Genomic DNA, 15,541 nt, shown 5'->3' with positions numbered 1-15,541 from the left:
CTTTCGCTTCGACGCGTGCGTCATTCCTCCATCAAGTCGTAGATGGCAGCTTCGCGCCGAAACTCTTTCATGCAATCGACCGGAATGACTCCCAGGTCGACCGTCCGTTTGGCGCAACCTGCGGGAAACGAGATCAGAAGCCCCCGCTGTCGCGGTGAGCATCCGGTGTCGATGGTCTTCTCTCCCGATGCACACAGAGGCACCGGCGGATTCGGTCGGACCGCTTCGACGCGGCCATGGCGAAGCGCAATGAGCGAGCGATATCGCGCACCGTTGTTGATGACGGACCAAAGCACCTGGCAGCCGGTGTAGTCGGGCGACATGCTGGAGAGACGAGGGAAGATGCGGCCGGACATCGTTCCATGAATGCCCTTGGGGGAGATGACGTCGCCGGCCTCCGCCGGGGGTTCCACCAGGTCGCAATTCGGTCCATCGAAGAGGTCGGCCGCAGGCGCCACGCCCGGACTGCCCGCAATCAGCATCGCCAGTGAAAGATGCAGCGCTGCAAGCTTTCGTGTCATGGCGACAGGGGCCGCTCGGCATGCTGAGGCAGGCCATCGTGGATGCCGAACCACTCGGCCTTCGACCCGACGAAGATGTGCGCCGCAGGCGCCTGCGGCAACGGCGTGGTCAAGGTCCCGACGCGGAGCCTGACGATGTCGGGCGCGGAATCGCGCCGGCTCAGGATCGGCGAGCCGCATTCGGCACAGAACACGCGGTGAACCCCTTCGGGTGTGCTGAAGCTCTTCAGCGCAGCCTCGCCCGAGACGAAGCGCAGGTCTTTCGTCGCGACAGGCGCCGTCACCGCGAACGCCGCGCCATTCGCCTTGCGGCAGCGCGAGCAGTGGCAGTAGACGGCTGCGCCGATCGGGCCGGCAATCTCGTAGTGGATGGTGCCGCAGAGGCAGGTGCCGGTGTGCAAGGTGGGCTCCGTCAGGGTGGAGAGGGAACTGTAGCCGGCCGCGGCTGCCGCGTTACGCCAGCGGCAGCGCCTGCCGCACATGCGCGCCGAAGGCCGACACCAGCGCCGACGGCTGCTCGCGGTCGAAGGCCAGCGCGATGCCGACCGTCGGCAGCGCCGGCAGGTCGGCATCGGCGGGCAGCACCTGCAGGTCGTCGGGCACGGCGGTCTGCGTGAGCACCGTGATGGCCTGGCCGGAGCGCGCCATCGCGACCAGCCCGGCCAGGCTGCTGCTCGCGCAGGCGAGCCGGTACGCGCGGCCCGCGGCATCGAGCGCCTGCCGCGGCGCCTGGTGATCGAACCCATCCGGCGCGCCCAGCGCGAGCGGCAGCGGGTCGAGCGACGCGGCATGGCCGCCGCGCTGCCCGACCCACACCAGCGGCTCGCGGCGAATCACGTCAGCGCCGTCCGGCTGGCCTGTCTCTGACACCATCACCGACACCAGCGCCAGGTCGATCGCATGCCGCGCCAGCAGCTCGCGCAGCCGCGGCGTCGGCGCGCACACCACCTCCAGCTGCACGCGCGGGTTCAGGCTCGCGAAGCCGCGCAACAGGTGCGGCAGGAACACCACCGCATAGTCGTCCGGGCAGCCGAAGCGCAGCACGCCCGAGAGCTGCTCGCCGCGCAACTCGGCCAGCGTCTCGTCATGCAGGCGCAGCAGTTGCGCCGCATGCGCCAGCAGCCGTTCGCCGGCAGCGGTGAGCGTGACGCCGCGCCCGGTGCGGAACAGCAGCGGCTGCTCGACCACGCCCTCCAGCCGCTGCATCTGCATGCTCAGCGCCGACTGCGTGCGCCCGACGCGCGCGGCCGCCTGGCCCAGCACGCCGGTCTCGGCGATGGCGACGAAGCTGCGCAAGAGGTCGATGTCGAGTGACTGGCTCACGATGCGGCGACGCCTCGAGAAGTCCATTCGCGCTTCAGCGTGTCATAGGTCTTGTCGGCGATGAGGTCTCCGTCTTCATGTCGCTCGATCCGGGACTCCTCCCAGATGCGGCGCGAGGCGATCAGCTCGGGCTCGATCATCGTCCCGCCGCATCGGATCTGCAGAACGCAGCCGGCCTTCCGGTGCCGCAGCACCTCGAACTCGGTGCACGGGAACGTTCTCGATTGGTTCATCGACGGATCGTCGGTGATGGGCTCGTGATCGTGCAGGTACTGTCCGTTCAGGTAGAGAACCCGCCCGTCCGCCGGCCCGCCATCGGTCAACTCGATCAGGTAGTGGGGCCCCTCGTCTTCGTACGCTTCGACGGCAAAGGCCCGACGCGCCTGGAAGGACTGTCGCAGCAGCAAACCTTTTGCCTCGAGTTCAGCAACCCGTTGGTCCGGCGAGATGCGCCGAAAGCGCGGCCTGAAGCCGGAGCGGTTGAACAACACCGCCGCCGACACGAGTGCCGCAACCACCACGAGCGGGGCCAATGCCGTGGTCCATGCGGGCCATCGGCCTTCTCCGTAGGCCGAACTCAGCCAGCCGATCGCGCCGAGCATGGCGCCGTACACGAAGATTGCGGCAAGCAGGACACGCACGGGGAGCACGCTCGATGGAAGTTGATGCGCGAACTGTAGCCGGCGCTGCGGCAACCGCCCGCCATGAGCGCCGCTGATAACTCGTTCCAAAACTATTCGCTTCACGAAGCGCGTGCCGGTGCGTAAGGTGCCACAACTCCACCACGAGGCACCGACATCATGAGCAGGAACGACGATCCGCAGTTCTGGCAGCAGGCCCGCCGGCACCTGGTGCGCTATGGCGGCAGCTTCGAGCCCTTGATCATCGAGCGCGCGAAGGGCAGCTTCGTCTACGACGCCGACGGGCGGGCGATCCTCGATTTCACGTCGGGGCAGATGAGCGCGGTACTCGGCCATTCTCATCCGGACATCGCGGCGGTCGTCACCGAGCAGATCCATTCGCTCGACCACCTGTTCAGCGGCATGCTGTCGCGCCCGGTCGTCGCACTCGCGGCGAAGATCGCGCAGCACGCGCCGCCGGGGCTGGAACGCTGCCTGCTGCTGAGCACCGGCGCCGAATCGAACGAGGCCGCGTTGCGCATGGCCAAGCTGGTGACGGGTGGGCACGAGGTGGTCGGCTTCACGCAGTCGTGGCACGGCATGACGGGTGCGGCGGCATCGGCCACCTACAGCGCGGGGCGCAAGGGCTACGGGCCGGCATCGGTCGGCTCGATGGCGATCCCGGCACCGAATGCGTACCGGCCGCGCTTCACCGGGTCGGACGGCGCGCTCGACTGGCGCCACGAGCTCGACGACGGCTTCGAGCAGATCGACCGCCAATCCACCGGTGCGCTGGCCGCGTTCATCGCCGAGCCGATCCTCAGCAGCGGCGGCATCCTCGAGCTGCCGACCGGCTACATGGCGGCGCTGAAGCAGAAGTGCGTCGAGCGCGGCATGCTGCTGATCCTCGACGAGGCGCAAACCGGCGTCGGCCGCACCGGGCTGATGTTCGCGTGCGAGCGCGACGGCGTGGCGCCCGACATCCTGACGCTGTCGAAGACGCTCGGCGCCGGACTGCCGCTGGCGGCCATGGTGACCACCGCAGCGATCGAGGAAGAAGCCCATGCGCGGGGCTTCCTGTTCTACACGACGCACGTGTCCGATCCGCTGCCGGCAGCGGTCGGCCTGAAGGTGCTGGAGGTGGTGGAGCGCGACGGCCTCGTCGAACGCGCCCGCGTCGCCGGCGAGCGGCTGCTGCAAGGGCTGCGGCGGCTGCAATCGAAGCACGAATGCATCGGCGACGTGCGCGGGCGCGGGCTGCTGCTGGGGCTGGAGGTGGTCAAGAACCGCGACAGCAAGGAACCGGCCTTCGAGCTCGGCGAAGCGATCACGCGCGAGTGCATGAAGCTCGGGCTCAGCATGAACATCGTCAAGCTGCCGGCGATGGGCGGGGTGTTCCGGGTGGCGCCGCCGCTGACGGTGAGCGATGGCGAGATCGACCTGGGGCTGGAGCTGCTGGACAAGGCGATCGAGGGAGCGGTGGCGGCTCGCCGCTGAGCGCGACATCAGGCGGCCTTGCGCCCCTCCAGGCGAGCGTAGATGGCATGCACCTGCTGCACGATCGCATCGCCGGTGCTGCCGCTGTAGCCCAATTCAAATGCCCGCCGCCTGAATTCATCGGACTTGTCCGGGGCGTCGCGCAGACTCTCAAGAACGGCCAGGTTGAAGTACGGCAACGGGTTCAGCGGATCGTGCTCGATCGAGGTGCGCAGCGCGCGTTCGGCCGCTTCGGCTCGGCCACAGTGAAGATCCGCCGCACCGATGTTGTTGAAGCCGAGCGACGCGAGGTCGTTGGAATAGATCCCGCTCCAACCAAGCCGCACCCGTTGCTTCCACGGGTGGCGTCGAAGGTCATCGACGAAGCGGGTCGCGGCCACATGCGCTCCATCGTGGTCCTCGCGGTTGAAGGCCCGCAACGACGTGTAGAGATCGCGGTAGAGAAAGCTGTTGATCCGCCCGGGGATCAGCAGCACGAATGCCATCGCCATCTTGATGCCCAGCCCCAGGTGCGGACGTGTTCCGATCCACAGCCCCACGCACAGGCTCACGGCGACGTAGAGACCTTGCGCGATCTTTCTCTGTGCGGTTCGGTTCATCGGCTCGACTCGTCGCGGTGCTCGTGCACCAGCGGTCGCTTCTCTGCGAAGCAGGAGATCCACGCGGCCACTTCGAACGCGACGCCCAGCAGACCGAAGCCGGCCCCAGCGCTTTTCCAGTCCGCCACGTACAGCGCCATGGCCATGGCGAAAAAGACAAACTGTATGACCCGGATTCTCTTCACGGCGAGACGACCTCTTGCAGCTTCGGCGGGCCGGATCATGCCTGAACCGCGCGATCGAGACCGCCGTGGTGAAAACGGCTGCAGTGGTCAACGGAACTCCGCGGATCGATCGGTCAGAAGTATCCCCCGTCCCGCAGGTCCGCCAGCAGCCCTGGCCCGCTCGGCTGCCATCCCAACGTGCTGCGTGTGATCTCGCTGCTGCACGGGTTGTCCATCGCGACGAAGCCGGTCATCCAGCTGAAATGCGCGCGGGCTTCGTCGAGCGTGAGGCTGCGCACCGGCACGCCCAGGCCGCGACCGATCGCTTCGGCGATCGCGCGCATCGGCACGCCTTGCTCGGCGACGCCATGCAGGCGAGATCCCGGCACGGCGCCCTCCAGCGCGAGCCTATACAGCCGCGCCGCGTCAGAGCGGTGCACCGCCGGCCAGCGGTTCGCGCCGTCGCCGATGTACGCCGCGACACCGGTGCGGCGCGCGATGTCGATCAGCATCGGCACGAAGCCGTGGTCGCCGGCACCATGCACGGTGGGCGCCAGCCGCACCACGGCAGATCGCACGCCGCTGGCCGCCGAGGCCAGCACCTTGCCCTCCGACGCGGCCCGCATGTGGCCCGCGGTGCCGGGTGTCGGCGCGTCGGCTTCGGTGCCGACGCGCCCGCCCGCGAGCAGCGCCGTGCCGCAGGTCCCGATGAACGGCTTGCCGGTTCCCTCCAGCGCGCGGGTCATCGCGTCGACCGCGCGCAGGTCGGTCTCGACCGACGCCGCGTACGCACTGAAGTCATGGATGAACGCCATGTGGATCACGCCGTCGCAGGCCCGCGCCGCAGCGGCCAGGCTGTCGGTGTCCGACAGCTCGCCGCGATGCGCCTCGACGCCCATCGCCGCCAGGCTGGCGACGGCCGCATCGTTGCGCGCCAGCCCGAGCACCTGGTGCCCCGTGGCCTGCAGCTCCCGCGCAATGGCCGACCCGATGAAGCCGGTGGCTCCCGTCACGAATACACGCATACTGACTCCCGATTGGTGAAGGGCGTACTGTCCTTCGTTGCCGGGGCCGCGAAAAGCCGAGAGCGCATACAGGTATGAGAGTTAACAGGCATGGGCGCTGACACCCTTCCCGACCCGGTCCTCACGCTCGGCGCCTTCCTGCGCGACCGCCGCGCCCGTTTGCTGCCCGCACCCGATGCGCCGGGCCGGCGTCGCACACCCGGCCTGCGGCGCGAAGAGGTCGCGACGCGCGCGTCCGTGAGCATCACCTGGTACACGTGGTTGGAACAGGGGCGCGGCGGCCCGCCGTCGGACGAGGTGCTGGAGCGGCTGGCGCACGCGCTGGAACTCGACGCCGCCGGCCGCGAGATGCTGTTCCTGCTCGCGCAGCAGCGGCCGCCGCCGCTCAGCCCGGCCCCGCCCTCTGCCGTTCCGCCATCGCTGCAACGCGTGCTCGATGCGTTCGCGACCAGCCCCGCCATCGTGAAGACGCCGACCTGGGACATCGTCGCGTGGAACACGGCCGCCGCCGCGGTGCTGACCGACTACGCCGCGCTGCCGGTCGGCGAGCGCAACCTGCTGCGCCGCCTGTTCGGCGAACTCAGCACCACCGACCGCTGGCCCGATTGGGAATCCGATGCGCGCTTCGCGCTCGCGGTGTTCCGCATCGACGTGGCCCGCGCCGGCGGGTCCCCCGAGGCCGTCGCGCTCGCCACCGAACTGCAGGCGCGCAGCCCCGACTTCCGCCGCATGTGGGCCGAGAACGAGGTGAGCCGGCACTGGGTCGGCCGCAAGCGCATCGCGCACCCGATCGCCGGGCCGATCACGCTGGAGTACTCGAGCTTCGCCTTCGACGCTGCCGACGGGCTGAGCATGGTGGTCTTCACGCCGATCACGCCCGAGGCCACGCTTGCCATCGCGTCGCTGATCGACCAGCAGCGCGTGGTGCGCTGACTCACCCCTGCGCCACGCGCACGACCAGCTTGCCGAAGTTGCGCCCTTCGAGCAGTGCGCGCAACGCGGCCGGCGCGTTCTCCAGCCCGTCGACGAGATCCTCGCGCAAGGTCACCGCGCCGTCGGCGAGCCGCTGCGCCATCTCGCGGCGGAACGCTGCGAAGCGCTCGCCGTCGTCGCCGTAGTGGTCGAGCACGATGAAGCCCTGCATGCGGATCCGCCGCTGCAGCAGCGCGGCATGCACCTGCGGCAGGCGGTCCGGCCCGGCCGGGGCATCACCCTCGTTGTAGTGCGCGATGAAGCCGCAGACCGGCACGCGCGCGCCGATGTTCAGCAGCGGCAGCACCGCGTCGAAGACGGCCCCGCCGACGCTCTCGAAGTACACGTCGATGCCGGCCGGGCACGCGGCGGCCAGCTGTTCGCCGAACCGGGGTTCGCGGCGATCGACGCAGGCGTCGAAGCCGAGCACCTCCACCGCATACCGGCACTTGTCGGTGCCACCGGCGATGCCGACCACGCGGGCGCCCTTCAACCGGGCCAACTGGCCCGCCACCGCGCCGACCGCCCCGGTGGCCGCCGAGACGACGACGGTCTCGCCCGGCCGCGGCTGGCCGATGTCTTCGAGCCCGACGTGCGCGGTGAAGCCGGTCATGCCCAAGCCACCCAGCGCGAGCGAGGGCTGCGCCATGTCGCCCAGCACCAGCAGGTCATCGCCGTTCGACAACGCGTGGTCCTGCCAGCCGGCGTTGGCCAGCACCAGCTCGCCGACCGCGAAGCGCGGATGCCGCGACGCGATCACGCGGCTCACCGTGCCGCCGACCATCGCCGCGCCGATCGCCACCGGCGGCGCATAGCCCGGGCCGATGGCGTCCATCAGGTTGCGCATGTACGGATCGATCGACAAGTACAGCGTGCGCAGCAGCACCTGGCCCTCGCCGGGCATCGGGATCGGCTGCGTCTCGATGCGGAAATCGTGCGCCGCCGGCAGCCCGTGCGGTCGGGCGGCGAGCACGATGCGGCGGCTGAGGGTGTCGCTCATGGTCGCCGCCGCCTGATCAAGCCGGCACCGGCACCGGCACCGGCCGCGGCCCGTGGCGCAGCGTCAGCAGCGTGCCCAGCACCAGCGCGACCACCGCGAAGGCCGGCCCGCCCAGCGCGCCGATGTGATCCACCAGCAAGCCGCCGCCGATCGCCCCACTCGCGATCGCGATCTGGAACGCCGCCACCAGCAGCCCGCCCGCGCCTTCGGCCTGGTCGGGCGCGGCCCGCACGATCCAGGTCTGGAAGCCGACCGGGAACGCGCCGAACGCGAAGCCCCACAGCGGCACCGCGATCGCGGTGACCCACACCGAGCTGCCGCCCACCAGCAAGCTGGCCGCCAGCAGCGCGATCAGCACGCCGCCGAAGACGATTGCATGGCGCTCGCTGCGCTGGGCCACCCAGCCGCCGGCGAAGTTGCCGAAGAAGCCGCCGATGCCGTAGCCGAGCAGCACCGCCGAGACGGCACTCACCGACAGGTGCGTCACGTGCTCCATCAGCGGGCGGATGTAGGTGAAGCCGGCGAAGTGCCCCGACACCACCAGCAGCACGGCCAGCAGCGCGACGCGCACCGGCGGGCGCCGCAGCAGCTCGCCCAGCACGCGCAGGTTCGGGTTGTCGCGCGGCGGCAGCGCCGGCAGCGTGAAGAACTGCACCGCGAACGTCAGCACGCTGACGACGCCGGCCGCGATGAACGCGCTGCGCCAGCCCCACACCGAGCCCATCCACGCCCCGATCGGCGCGGCGCCGACGGTGGCCACCGAGACCCCGGTGAGGATGACGGACATCGCCCGCGCGAACTGCGCCTCGGGCACCAGCCGCAACGCGAGCGCGGCCGACATCGACCAGAAGCCACCGAGCGCGACACCCAGCATCACGCGCGCCACCAGCAGCACCGGCAGGCTGCTGGCGGTGGCCGCGATCAGGTTGGACAGGATCAGCAGCGCGGTCAGCGCGAGCATCACGATCCGGCGGTCGAGCCGGCGCGTCAGCAGCGGGATCGATGGCGCCGCGATGGCGCCGATCAACGCTGTGGCGGTCACGGCCTGGCCGGCCGCGCCATCGGTGACGCCGAGGTCGGTGGCCATCGCGGTCAGCAGGCTGGCGGGCAGGAATTCGGCCGTGACGAGCCCGAACACGCCCAGCGTCAGCGAGGCGATGGCGGGCCAGTCGGCATGGCCGGCGGGGGACTCTGGAAGTGCGGCGATCGGGGCAGAAGACACGGTGGGCAGGCCGACGAGTGGCCTTGTGGTGGACTGGGTTGGGAGCTTAGGGCTAGGATTTCGGCGTTTGAATGCCGGAAGAGCCGAAATGAATGACTTTTTGTCCGACCGTGACGAACTCACCGAGATCCTGCTGGGGCTGCGGCTCGATGGCGTGGAGTACGGCCGCTGCGTGTTGCGCGCGCCGTGGGCGGTGGCGTTTCCGGCGCAGCGGGCGGCGCGCTTTCACTTCGTCGGCAGCGGCGGCAGCTGGCTGCGCACCCCGTCGACCGACTGGAAGCGGCTGAACCCGGGCGATGCGGTGCTGCTGCCGCGCGGCAGCTTCCACATCCTGGCCAGCTCGCCCGACGTGCCGGCGGTCGACATCGATTCGCTGGCGCGGGTGGCGGTGTCGGACAACATCTACCTGGTGGGTGCCGAGAACATCGGGCCGCGGGACCCGGTGGGCGAGGTGGAGGGCGCCGTGCCGCCCGACGTGATGTTCTGCGGCGCGCTGCGCTTCAACCTCGACCCCTTGCACCCGCTGCTGACGATGATGCCGGACGTGATGCACGCCGGCGACCTCGCGAAGCGCGACGTCACCGTGCCGGCGCTGCTCGACGCGATGGAGCGCGAGGTGGCGCTCGACCGCATCGGCGCCTGCGGCATCCTCGCGCGGCTGGCCGACGTGCTGGCGGCCAGCATCATCCGCGCGTGGGTCGAGTGCGGCTGCAGCGACTCCACCGGCTGGATCGCCGCGGTGCGCTGCCCGAAGATCGGCAAGGTGATCGCGGCCATCCACGCGGCGCCCGACCGCGACTGGAGCGTGCCGATGATGGCCGACCTGATGGGGGCGTCGCGCTCCAGCTTCGCCGAGGCCTTCACGCGCACGATGGGCGAGAGCCCGGCGAAGTACGTGGCCAAGGTGAAGATGTTCCAGGCCCGGCACTGGATCGCGAACGACGGCATGCGCATCGCGGTGGCGGCGGACCGGCTCGGTTACGACTCCGAGGCCTCGTTCAGCCGGGCGTTCAAGCGGGTGATCGGGCACCCGCCGAGCGCGTCGCGGGTGGGGGATCGGGCGTTCGCCGCTGTCAGAGCGTAGCGCGTCGGGTATCCACCTGACTTCTGTTCACGCGAGTGCCTCGCGAACGATTTCGGGATGCTTCATCGCAATGCGGATCAAGGTCTGGGCAGCACCCGATGGCGATCGACGCCCCTGCTCCCATTCCTGCAGCGTGCGCTTCGAGATGCTCAGCGCCTCGGCGAACTGCGCTTGCGACAAGCCGGTGTTCTCGCGTGCCTGCACCACTTCGTTCGGCTCGACCTTCGTCGTGCGCGCGGCTTGGCCAGCCTTCATTTCGCGCACCGATTGCAGCAACTTGAGCCCCAGCGCCTCGCCAGCAGACGTTTTCTTCGTGGATGGGCGGCTAGCCATGTTCGATCTCCTCTCGTATCGCCTTGAGCAAGTGGCCGGGAATGTTGTCTCGCACGGACTTCGCATACACCAACAGCAGCCAGATTTCGCCGCAAGCCAGGCGAACGAAGTAGATGACCCGGACGCCGCCTCGCTTGCCCATGCCGGCACGCGACCATCGCACCTTGCGACATCCCCCGCTCTCCGGGATCAGATCCCCCGCTTGCGGATTGGCTGCGAGCCAGCGGAAGAAATCGATCCGTTCTTCTTCCGTCCAGACCTTGTCTGCTTCGGCGGCGAAGGTCGGTGTCTCGGCAAAGGTCAGCATTGGGAATGTACGTCTGAGACGTATGCACGTCAATGACGTACAGACGAGGTGGCTGGGATCCGACCCCACTGCCGTCGGCGCGGCGAAGCCTATCGCCAAGCTCACTCGCTGACGACCGGTTCATAGTGACTTGGTGGGCGGCGGCCGGTCGCCACGAGGACTGCAACCTCGTCGGCTCAGCTCGCCTCGGCCGCCCACTGCACCGCATCCGCACCGGCCGGGATGCGCAGCGGTGCCGACGGATCGGTCGCCGCGCGCCACACCGCCTCGGCGACGTCCGTCGCGCGCGTGCCGGGGCCGGTGGACGCCATCATGCGGGCGATGGTCTGCTTCATGAACTCGCCGTAGACCTCGTCGTCGATGCCACGCAAGCGGGTGCGCGCGGTGTCGCGGAAGTTCGTCTCGCCGGAGGACCCGGGCAGCACGATGCGCACGCGCACGCCGAACGGCTCGAGCTCGCTCACCAGCGATTCGCTGAACGCATTCACCGCCGCCTTGGCGGCGCGGTAGATGCCCACCAGCGGCAGCGGCTTCAGCGTGACGCTCGACGTCACGTTCACGATGACGCCGGACTTGCGCTCGCGCATCTGCGGCAACACCGCCTGCGTGACCGCGATCGTGCCGAAGGTGTTGGTCTCGAACAGCGCACGCACCGTCTCGCTGCTGGTGAGCTCGAACGGCGCGGGCGCGCCGAAGCCGGCGTTGTTGACGAGCACGTCGATCGGGCCTGCGGCCGCGATGGCGCGGCGGATGCTCTGCTCATCGGTCACGTCGAGCTGCAGCACGCGCAGGCGGGCGGACGGCGGCAGCACGTCTTCGCGCGGCGTGCGCATCGTGGCGATCACCTGCCAGTCGCGCTCCAGAAAGTAGCGAGCGGTCTCGAGGCCGAAGCCGGACGAGCAGCCGGTGATCAGGACGGTTTTCATGGGATTCCTTCGTGGAGATGAGCGATGGCTTCACGATAGGTCGCGAGGACCGTACTGCCTACAATCACGAGTCCATATCTCATTGGCGAGAGTCCGGTCATGGTGGATCCAATGGCCGAGGTGGTCACGCTGCTGCAGCCGACTGCCCGGTTTTCGAAGCACGTCGTCGGCGCGGGCCGGTGGCAGATTCGCCGCTCGGACGCCGGGCAACCGTTCTACTGTGTCGTCCTCGAGGGCAGCTGCCGCCTCGCGCTCGACGGGCACGAACCGATCGTGTTGCAGACCGGCGATTTCGTGCTGATCCCCGCGGCCTTCGGCGTCGCGATGTCCAGCATCGAGCCGCCGGCCGATGCGGCCGACTCGCTGCCGGTCGCGCTGGGCCAGGGGCTGTTCAGGATCGGCGCGCCGGAGGGCCCGACGGACCTGCGCATCCTGGCGGGCCACTGCAGCTTCGGTTCACCGGACGCGGCCTTGCTGGTATCGCTGCTGCCGCAGCTCGTTCACGTTCACGGCGAGCAGCGCCTGGCGACCCTCGTGCAACTGGTGGGCGAGGAAACGCGCGAGCAGCGGCCTGCGCGCGAGGTGGTGCTCGCGCGGCTGCTGGAGGTGCTGTTCATCGAGGCCTTGCGCTCGACGGCCGGGACAGCCGCCTCGCCGGGCTTGGCGCGCGGGCTCGCCGATCCGCGCCTGGCCGCCGCGATCCGCGCGATGCACGAGCAGCCGACGCGGACCTGGACCGTCGTCGAGCTGGCGAAGCAGGCCGCGCTGTCGCGCTCGGCGTTCTTCGAGCGCTTCAGCCGCACGGTGGGCGTGGCCCCGATGGAGTACCTGCTCGCGTGGCGCATGGCCCTCGCGAAGGAGCTGCTGCGCCGCGACGGCGTCGCGATGGCCGACGTGGCCGAGCGCGTCGGCTACAGCTCGGCGAGCACCTTCAGCGTCGCCTTCACGCGCCACGTCGGACGGCCGCCGACGCAATACGCGCGCGAACAGGCAGCCGCAGCCAATGGATTCAACACGCGGGCTGCGCCGGCGCACGCCTCATGATCGTTTGACGCGCTGAAGAATCGTGACGATCGTGTAGCGACCGTTCTGGACGAAGGACGAGGTGGTGTTGCCCTGGAAGCCGGCGTACCAGGATTGCATCTGGATGTCGTCCCAGACCTGGTTCCACCGCTGGCCGGACGACGGCAAGTTGCCGAACGCGAGGACTTCGCACAGCGTGGCCCGGCACTCGACGCTCAGGATCTCGAACTCCGCCGAGGCATTGCCCACCGTGAGGGCTTGGCGGATGGACTGTTCCAGGTCCGGTGCCCAGTTCGCGTCCTTGCTCTCGGACGACAGCTGCATGTGCAGCTCGGCCAGGCTGAGCGGGCGGCCGACGTTCGGCGGCGGGAGCAGCACCTTGGCGTGCTCCGCGGACAGCAGGATCGGTGGAGTGGGCCGATCCGGCACCACAGGCGCGGCGGCCTTGGGTTCGGAAGCGGGGGGCACCGCCGGCTGAATGCGCTGCGGGGGTAACTGCACCTGCGAAGCAGGCTCAGCGGGTGGTGCGACCGCGGGCATCGGAATCCGTGCCGGTTCAGGTGCGCTCGGGTTGGCCTTCGCCACCGCCCACTCGGTCGAGGACGGTGACCACAGATAGAGCCCGAGTGCCATGGCGCACGCGCCACACACAGCACCCAGCAGGAAGTTCCGCATGTCGGCCTTTCGAGATCGAACGGGTCGGTGCCCGAGGTGGGCGGCGAATCATAGAGGCTGAGAAACGACCGCCGACTGCTGCCGCGCAAACCGCCCGGGCGCCAGCCCCACATACCGGCTGAACGCCGTGCTGAAGGTGCTGGCCGAGGCGTAGCCGACGCGCTCGGCCACGTCGGCCAGCGCGACATCGCTGCGGCTGAGCAGGTCTTTCGCGAGGGCCATCCGCCAGCCCAGCAGGTAGGCCATCGGCGACACGCCCACCGCGCGAGTGAAGCGCTCGAAGAACACCGAGCGTGACAGCGCTGCCTGCTTCGCCAGTTCATCGACCGTCCAGGCGCGCGCCGGTTCGCCGTGCATGTGCCGGATCGCGGTAGCCAGGCGCGAATCGGCCAACGCACGCAGCAGCCCCGGCGGTGCGGTGCCGCCGGGCGCGGAGCGCAACGCCTCGATCAGCAGCACCTCGACGAAACGCGTGAGCACCAGCTCGCGGCCGGATCGCTGCTCGATGGATTCGCCCCGCACCAGTTGCACCAGCAGCGTGAGCCGCTCGACGCCGCGCACATGCAGCACGCTGGGCAGCAGCGACACCGTCAACGCCGCATCGGGCGAATCGAACGCGAAGTAGCCGCCGAGCATGCGCACATCGGGCGGGCCCTCGCGCCGGCCATGGCGAACCTCGCCCTCGGGTGCGGGCTGCGCCTTCGGATCGACGAAGACCGGAACGGCCGGCGACGTGCCCGACATCGTGAACCCGGGCGTCGCCGGCATCAGCAGGAAGTCGCCCGCGAGGAGCGTGATCGGCAGCTGCCCATCGACCGCCAGCACGCATTCACCCTCGAGCATCGTGCAGAAGCTCGGCTGGCCGAAGCTTGAATAGCGCACGGCCCACGACCCGGCGCCGCTGATCACCTTGGAGTACACCGCCCGCGGCCGCAGCAGCGCGATCACCTCTGCCAGCGGATCGACCATGGCCGGACTCCTGCAAACTAATGACGGACTCTTGATTGTAGATCGTCCCGCCTGGCGTCGGTATCGTTCGATCACCTCAACACACCGCCAAGGCTTCCGAATGAAAACCATCCTGATCACCGGCTGCTCGTCCGGCTACGGACTCGAGACCGCCCGCCACTTCCACGCACAAGGCTGGAACGTGATCGCCACGATGCGGACACCCCGCGCCGACGTGCTGCCCGCCGCCGAGCGCCTGCGCGTGCTGCCGCTCGACGTGACCCGGCCCGACAGCATCGCCGCCGCCATCGAGGCGGCTGGGCCGATCGACGTGCTCGTCAACAACGCCGGCCTCGGGCTGTTCGGCGCCTTCGAAGCGACGCCGATGGCGACCGTGCGCGAGATCTTCGAGACCAACACCTTCGGGATGATGGCGATGGCCCAGGCCGTGTTGCCGCAATTCCGCAGCCGCCGCGCGGGGCTGGTGATCAACGTGACCTCGACCGTGACGATGGCGCCGATGCCGCTCGTCGCGGCCTACACCGCGAGCAAGACGGCGATCCAGGGCTTCAGTACATCGCTCGCGCTGGAGCTGGCGCCGTTCGATGTGCGCGTGAAGCTGGTCGAGCCCGGGTACGGCCCCGGCACACGCTTCACGGCCAACGGCACGGAGCGCATGCAGGGCCTGATCCCCGAGGCCTATGCGCCATTTGCTCAGGCGATCTTTGCCGCGCTGGGAAACCCCGCCGCAGTGACCACCGCGGCCGACGTGGCGGAAACCGTCTGGCGCGCCGCGAACGACGCGAGCGGGCAGCTGCGCTACCCGGCGGGTGCGGATGCGGTGGCTCGGGCCGTCAACGATCGCCCGGTGTAGCCATGCGCACCGCGATGTGCGCGCCCAGCAGCGCGGTGGGGATCACGGTGGCGAGCGCGAACAGGTTGAACCACATCGGGTTCTCGGACCAGAAGACCAGCCCGAACAGCGCGCCGAGCACGCCGACGGCGAGCCCGTTGAAGTAGGGGTAGCGCTTGGCCAGCCGTGCGGTGACGCAGCCACCGACCATCGTGGTGAAGGTGCCGAGGACGATGCTCACCACCAGGAAGCTCGTGCTGCCGGTGACGTTCGCCAGGTCTTGCGACACCTGCTCGGACGACCGGCCGGCCACGCTGACCTCGTCGCCGTGCAGGAACAGCATGACGATGCCGGTCAGGATGTCGAGCCCGAGGGTCAGCAGGAATCCGAGGGCCACGGCTTTGAGGTTGATGCGGGTCATTCGCGTATTCTGCCCGCCAGGAGGAATG

At 69.4% G+C, this 15,541-nt stretch carries 20 protein-coding genes; 5 read left to right on the top strand and 15 right to left on the bottom strand.

The genetic code is table 11. The annotated features are described in order from the left end of the window. Window positions 1-20 precede the first annotated feature (20 nt). From BUE42_RS25105 to BUE42_RS25090, 4 genes are read right to left on the bottom strand one after another with little or no spacing between them, the layout of a single operon-like run. Complete coding sequence (locus BUE42_RS25105; protein ID WP_143171749.1) at window positions 21-521, bottom strand: hypothetical protein; 501 nt, start codon at window positions 519-521, stop codon at window positions 21-23. Beyond that, on the bottom strand, window positions 518-922 hold the full coding sequence (locus BUE42_RS25100) for a GFA family protein (protein ID WP_200799023.1): 405 nt from the start codon (window positions 920-922) through the stop codon (window positions 518-520). The genes BUE42_RS25105 and BUE42_RS25100 overlap by 4 nt, the downstream gene beginning before the upstream one ends. 52 nt (window positions 923-974) lie before the next feature. Beyond that, window positions 975-1,844 carry a LysR family transcriptional regulator gene (locus BUE42_RS25095; RefSeq protein ID WP_073468046.1) on the bottom strand — a complete coding sequence of 290 codons (870 nt, stop codon included), beginning with the start codon at window positions 1,842-1,844 and terminating at the stop codon, window positions 975-977. Further along, window positions 1,841-2,485 carry a hypothetical protein gene (locus tag BUE42_RS25090; protein WP_073468047.1) on the bottom strand — a complete coding sequence of 215 codons (645 nt, stop codon included), beginning with the start codon at window positions 2,483-2,485 and terminating at the stop codon, window positions 1,841-1,843. Before BUE42_RS25090 ends, BUE42_RS25095 begins: the two co-directional genes overlap by 4 nt. Before the next feature lie 159 nt (window positions 2,486-2,644). Here BUE42_RS25090 and BUE42_RS25085 point away from each other — a divergent pair, with 159 nt between their 5' ends. Next, window positions 2,645-3,961 carry an aspartate aminotransferase family protein gene (locus BUE42_RS25085; RefSeq protein ID WP_073468023.1) on the top strand — a complete coding sequence of 439 codons (1,317 nt, stop codon included), beginning with the start codon at window positions 2,645-2,647 and terminating at the stop codon, window positions 3,959-3,961. 8 nt (window positions 3,962-3,969) lie between these two features. On the opposite strand, the gene BUE42_RS25080 is transcribed toward BUE42_RS25085, so the two are convergent. From BUE42_RS25080 to BUE42_RS25070, 3 genes are all read right to left on the bottom strand, one after another. Continuing rightward, on the bottom strand, window positions 3,970-4,560 hold the full coding sequence (locus BUE42_RS25080; RefSeq protein WP_143171748.1) for a hypothetical protein: 591 nt from the start codon (window positions 4,558-4,560) through the stop codon (window positions 3,970-3,972). Further along, a complete protein-coding gene (locus tag BUE42_RS25075) occupies window positions 4,557-4,784 on the bottom strand; it encodes a hypothetical protein (RefSeq protein WP_073468021.1) in 228 nt (75 codons plus the stop codon). The genes BUE42_RS25080 and BUE42_RS25075 overlap by 4 nt, the downstream gene beginning before the upstream one ends. 74 nt (window positions 4,785-4,858) lie before the next feature. Continuing rightward, entirely contained in the window at window positions 4,859-5,749 is an 891-nt protein-coding gene (locus BUE42_RS25070; protein ID WP_073468020.1) for an SDR family oxidoreductase, read from the bottom strand. 90 nt (window positions 5,750-5,839) lie between these two features. Here BUE42_RS25070 and BUE42_RS25065 point away from each other — a divergent pair, with 90 nt between their 5' ends. Next, entirely contained in the window at window positions 5,840-6,682 is an 843-nt protein-coding gene (locus tag BUE42_RS25065; protein WP_073468019.1) for a helix-turn-helix transcriptional regulator, read from the top strand. Between the two features lies 1 nt (window position 6,683). Here BUE42_RS25065 and BUE42_RS25060 read toward each other — a convergent pair whose 3' ends face one another. Further along, window positions 6,684-7,721, bottom strand: coding sequence for an NADP-dependent oxidoreductase (locus tag BUE42_RS25060; RefSeq protein ID WP_073468018.1), 1,038 nt, complete (start codon window positions 7,719-7,721; stop codon window positions 6,684-6,686). Between the two features lie 16 nt (window positions 7,722-7,737). After that, window positions 7,738-8,943: an MFS transporter gene (locus BUE42_RS25055; protein ID WP_235002592.1), complete on the bottom strand. Its 1,206-nt coding sequence runs from the start codon at window positions 8,941-8,943 to the stop codon at window positions 7,738-7,740. Between the two features lie 88 nt (window positions 8,944-9,031). Here BUE42_RS25055 and BUE42_RS25050 point away from each other — a divergent pair, with 88 nt between their 5' ends. Beyond that, window positions 9,032-10,027 carry an AraC family transcriptional regulator gene (locus tag BUE42_RS25050; protein WP_073468044.1) on the top strand — a complete coding sequence of 332 codons (996 nt, stop codon included), beginning with the start codon at window positions 9,032-9,034 and terminating at the stop codon, window positions 10,025-10,027. A gap of 27 nt (window positions 10,028-10,054) precedes the next feature. Here the strand turns inward: BUE42_RS25050 and BUE42_RS25045 are convergent, their stop codons facing one another. The 3 genes from BUE42_RS25045 to BUE42_RS25035 form a co-directional block, all read right to left on the bottom strand. Then, window positions 10,055-10,360, bottom strand: coding sequence for a helix-turn-helix domain-containing protein (locus BUE42_RS25045; protein WP_073468017.1), 306 nt, complete (start codon window positions 10,358-10,360; stop codon window positions 10,055-10,057). Then, on the bottom strand, window positions 10,353-10,667 hold the full coding sequence (locus BUE42_RS25040; protein WP_073468016.1) for a type II toxin-antitoxin system RelE/ParE family toxin: 315 nt from the start codon (window positions 10,665-10,667) through the stop codon (window positions 10,353-10,355). The genes BUE42_RS25045 and BUE42_RS25040 overlap by 8 nt, the downstream gene beginning before the upstream one ends. Window positions 10,668-10,843: 176 nt before the next feature. Continuing rightward, window positions 10,844-11,593, bottom strand: a complete 750-nt coding sequence (locus tag BUE42_RS25035; protein ID WP_073468015.1) for an SDR family oxidoreductase — start codon at window positions 11,591-11,593, stop codon at window positions 10,844-10,846. 99 nt (window positions 11,594-11,692) lie between these two features. Here BUE42_RS25035 and BUE42_RS25030 point away from each other — a divergent pair, with 99 nt between their 5' ends. Next, window positions 11,693-12,637 carry an AraC family transcriptional regulator gene (locus BUE42_RS25030; protein WP_073468014.1) on the top strand — a complete coding sequence of 315 codons (945 nt, stop codon included), beginning with the start codon at window positions 11,693-11,695 and terminating at the stop codon, window positions 12,635-12,637. Here the strand turns inward: BUE42_RS25030 and BUE42_RS32590 are convergent. Next, window positions 12,632-13,291 carry a hypothetical protein gene (locus BUE42_RS32590; RefSeq protein ID WP_143171747.1) on the bottom strand — a complete coding sequence of 220 codons (660 nt, stop codon included), beginning with the start codon at window positions 13,289-13,291 and terminating at the stop codon, window positions 12,632-12,634. The genes BUE42_RS25030 and BUE42_RS32590 overlap by 6 nt on opposite strands. Window positions 13,292-13,339: 48 nt before the next feature. Further along, window positions 13,340-14,260: an AraC family transcriptional regulator gene (locus BUE42_RS25020; protein ID WP_073468012.1), complete on the bottom strand. Its 921-nt coding sequence runs from the start codon at window positions 14,258-14,260 to the stop codon at window positions 13,340-13,342. Between the two features lie 100 nt (window positions 14,261-14,360). On the opposite strand from BUE42_RS25020, the gene BUE42_RS25015 reads away from it, so the two are divergent. Beyond that, window positions 14,361-15,113: an SDR family oxidoreductase gene (locus tag BUE42_RS25015; protein WP_073468011.1), complete on the top strand. Its 753-nt coding sequence runs from the start codon at window positions 14,361-14,363 to the stop codon at window positions 15,111-15,113. Here the strand turns inward: BUE42_RS25015 and BUE42_RS33180 are convergent. Next, the gene (locus tag BUE42_RS33180; RefSeq protein ID WP_073468010.1) at window positions 15,094-15,513 is read right to left on the bottom strand and encodes a hypothetical protein; all 420 of its coding nucleotides are present in this window, start codon (window positions 15,511-15,513) and stop codon (window positions 15,094-15,096) included. The two genes, BUE42_RS25015 and BUE42_RS33180, sit on opposite strands and share 20 nt — an antisense overlap. Between the last annotated feature and the right edge of the window lie 28 nt (window positions 15,514-15,541).

It is taken from the genome of Rhizobacter sp. OV335 (genome assembly GCF_900142965.1).
In the GTDB taxonomy this organism is placed as follows: Bacteria; Pseudomonadota; Gammaproteobacteria; order Burkholderiales; family Burkholderiaceae_C; genus Rhizobacter.
Note: the sequence above shows the minus strand (reverse complement) of the source record. Positions and strands in the feature narration are given on the sequence as shown.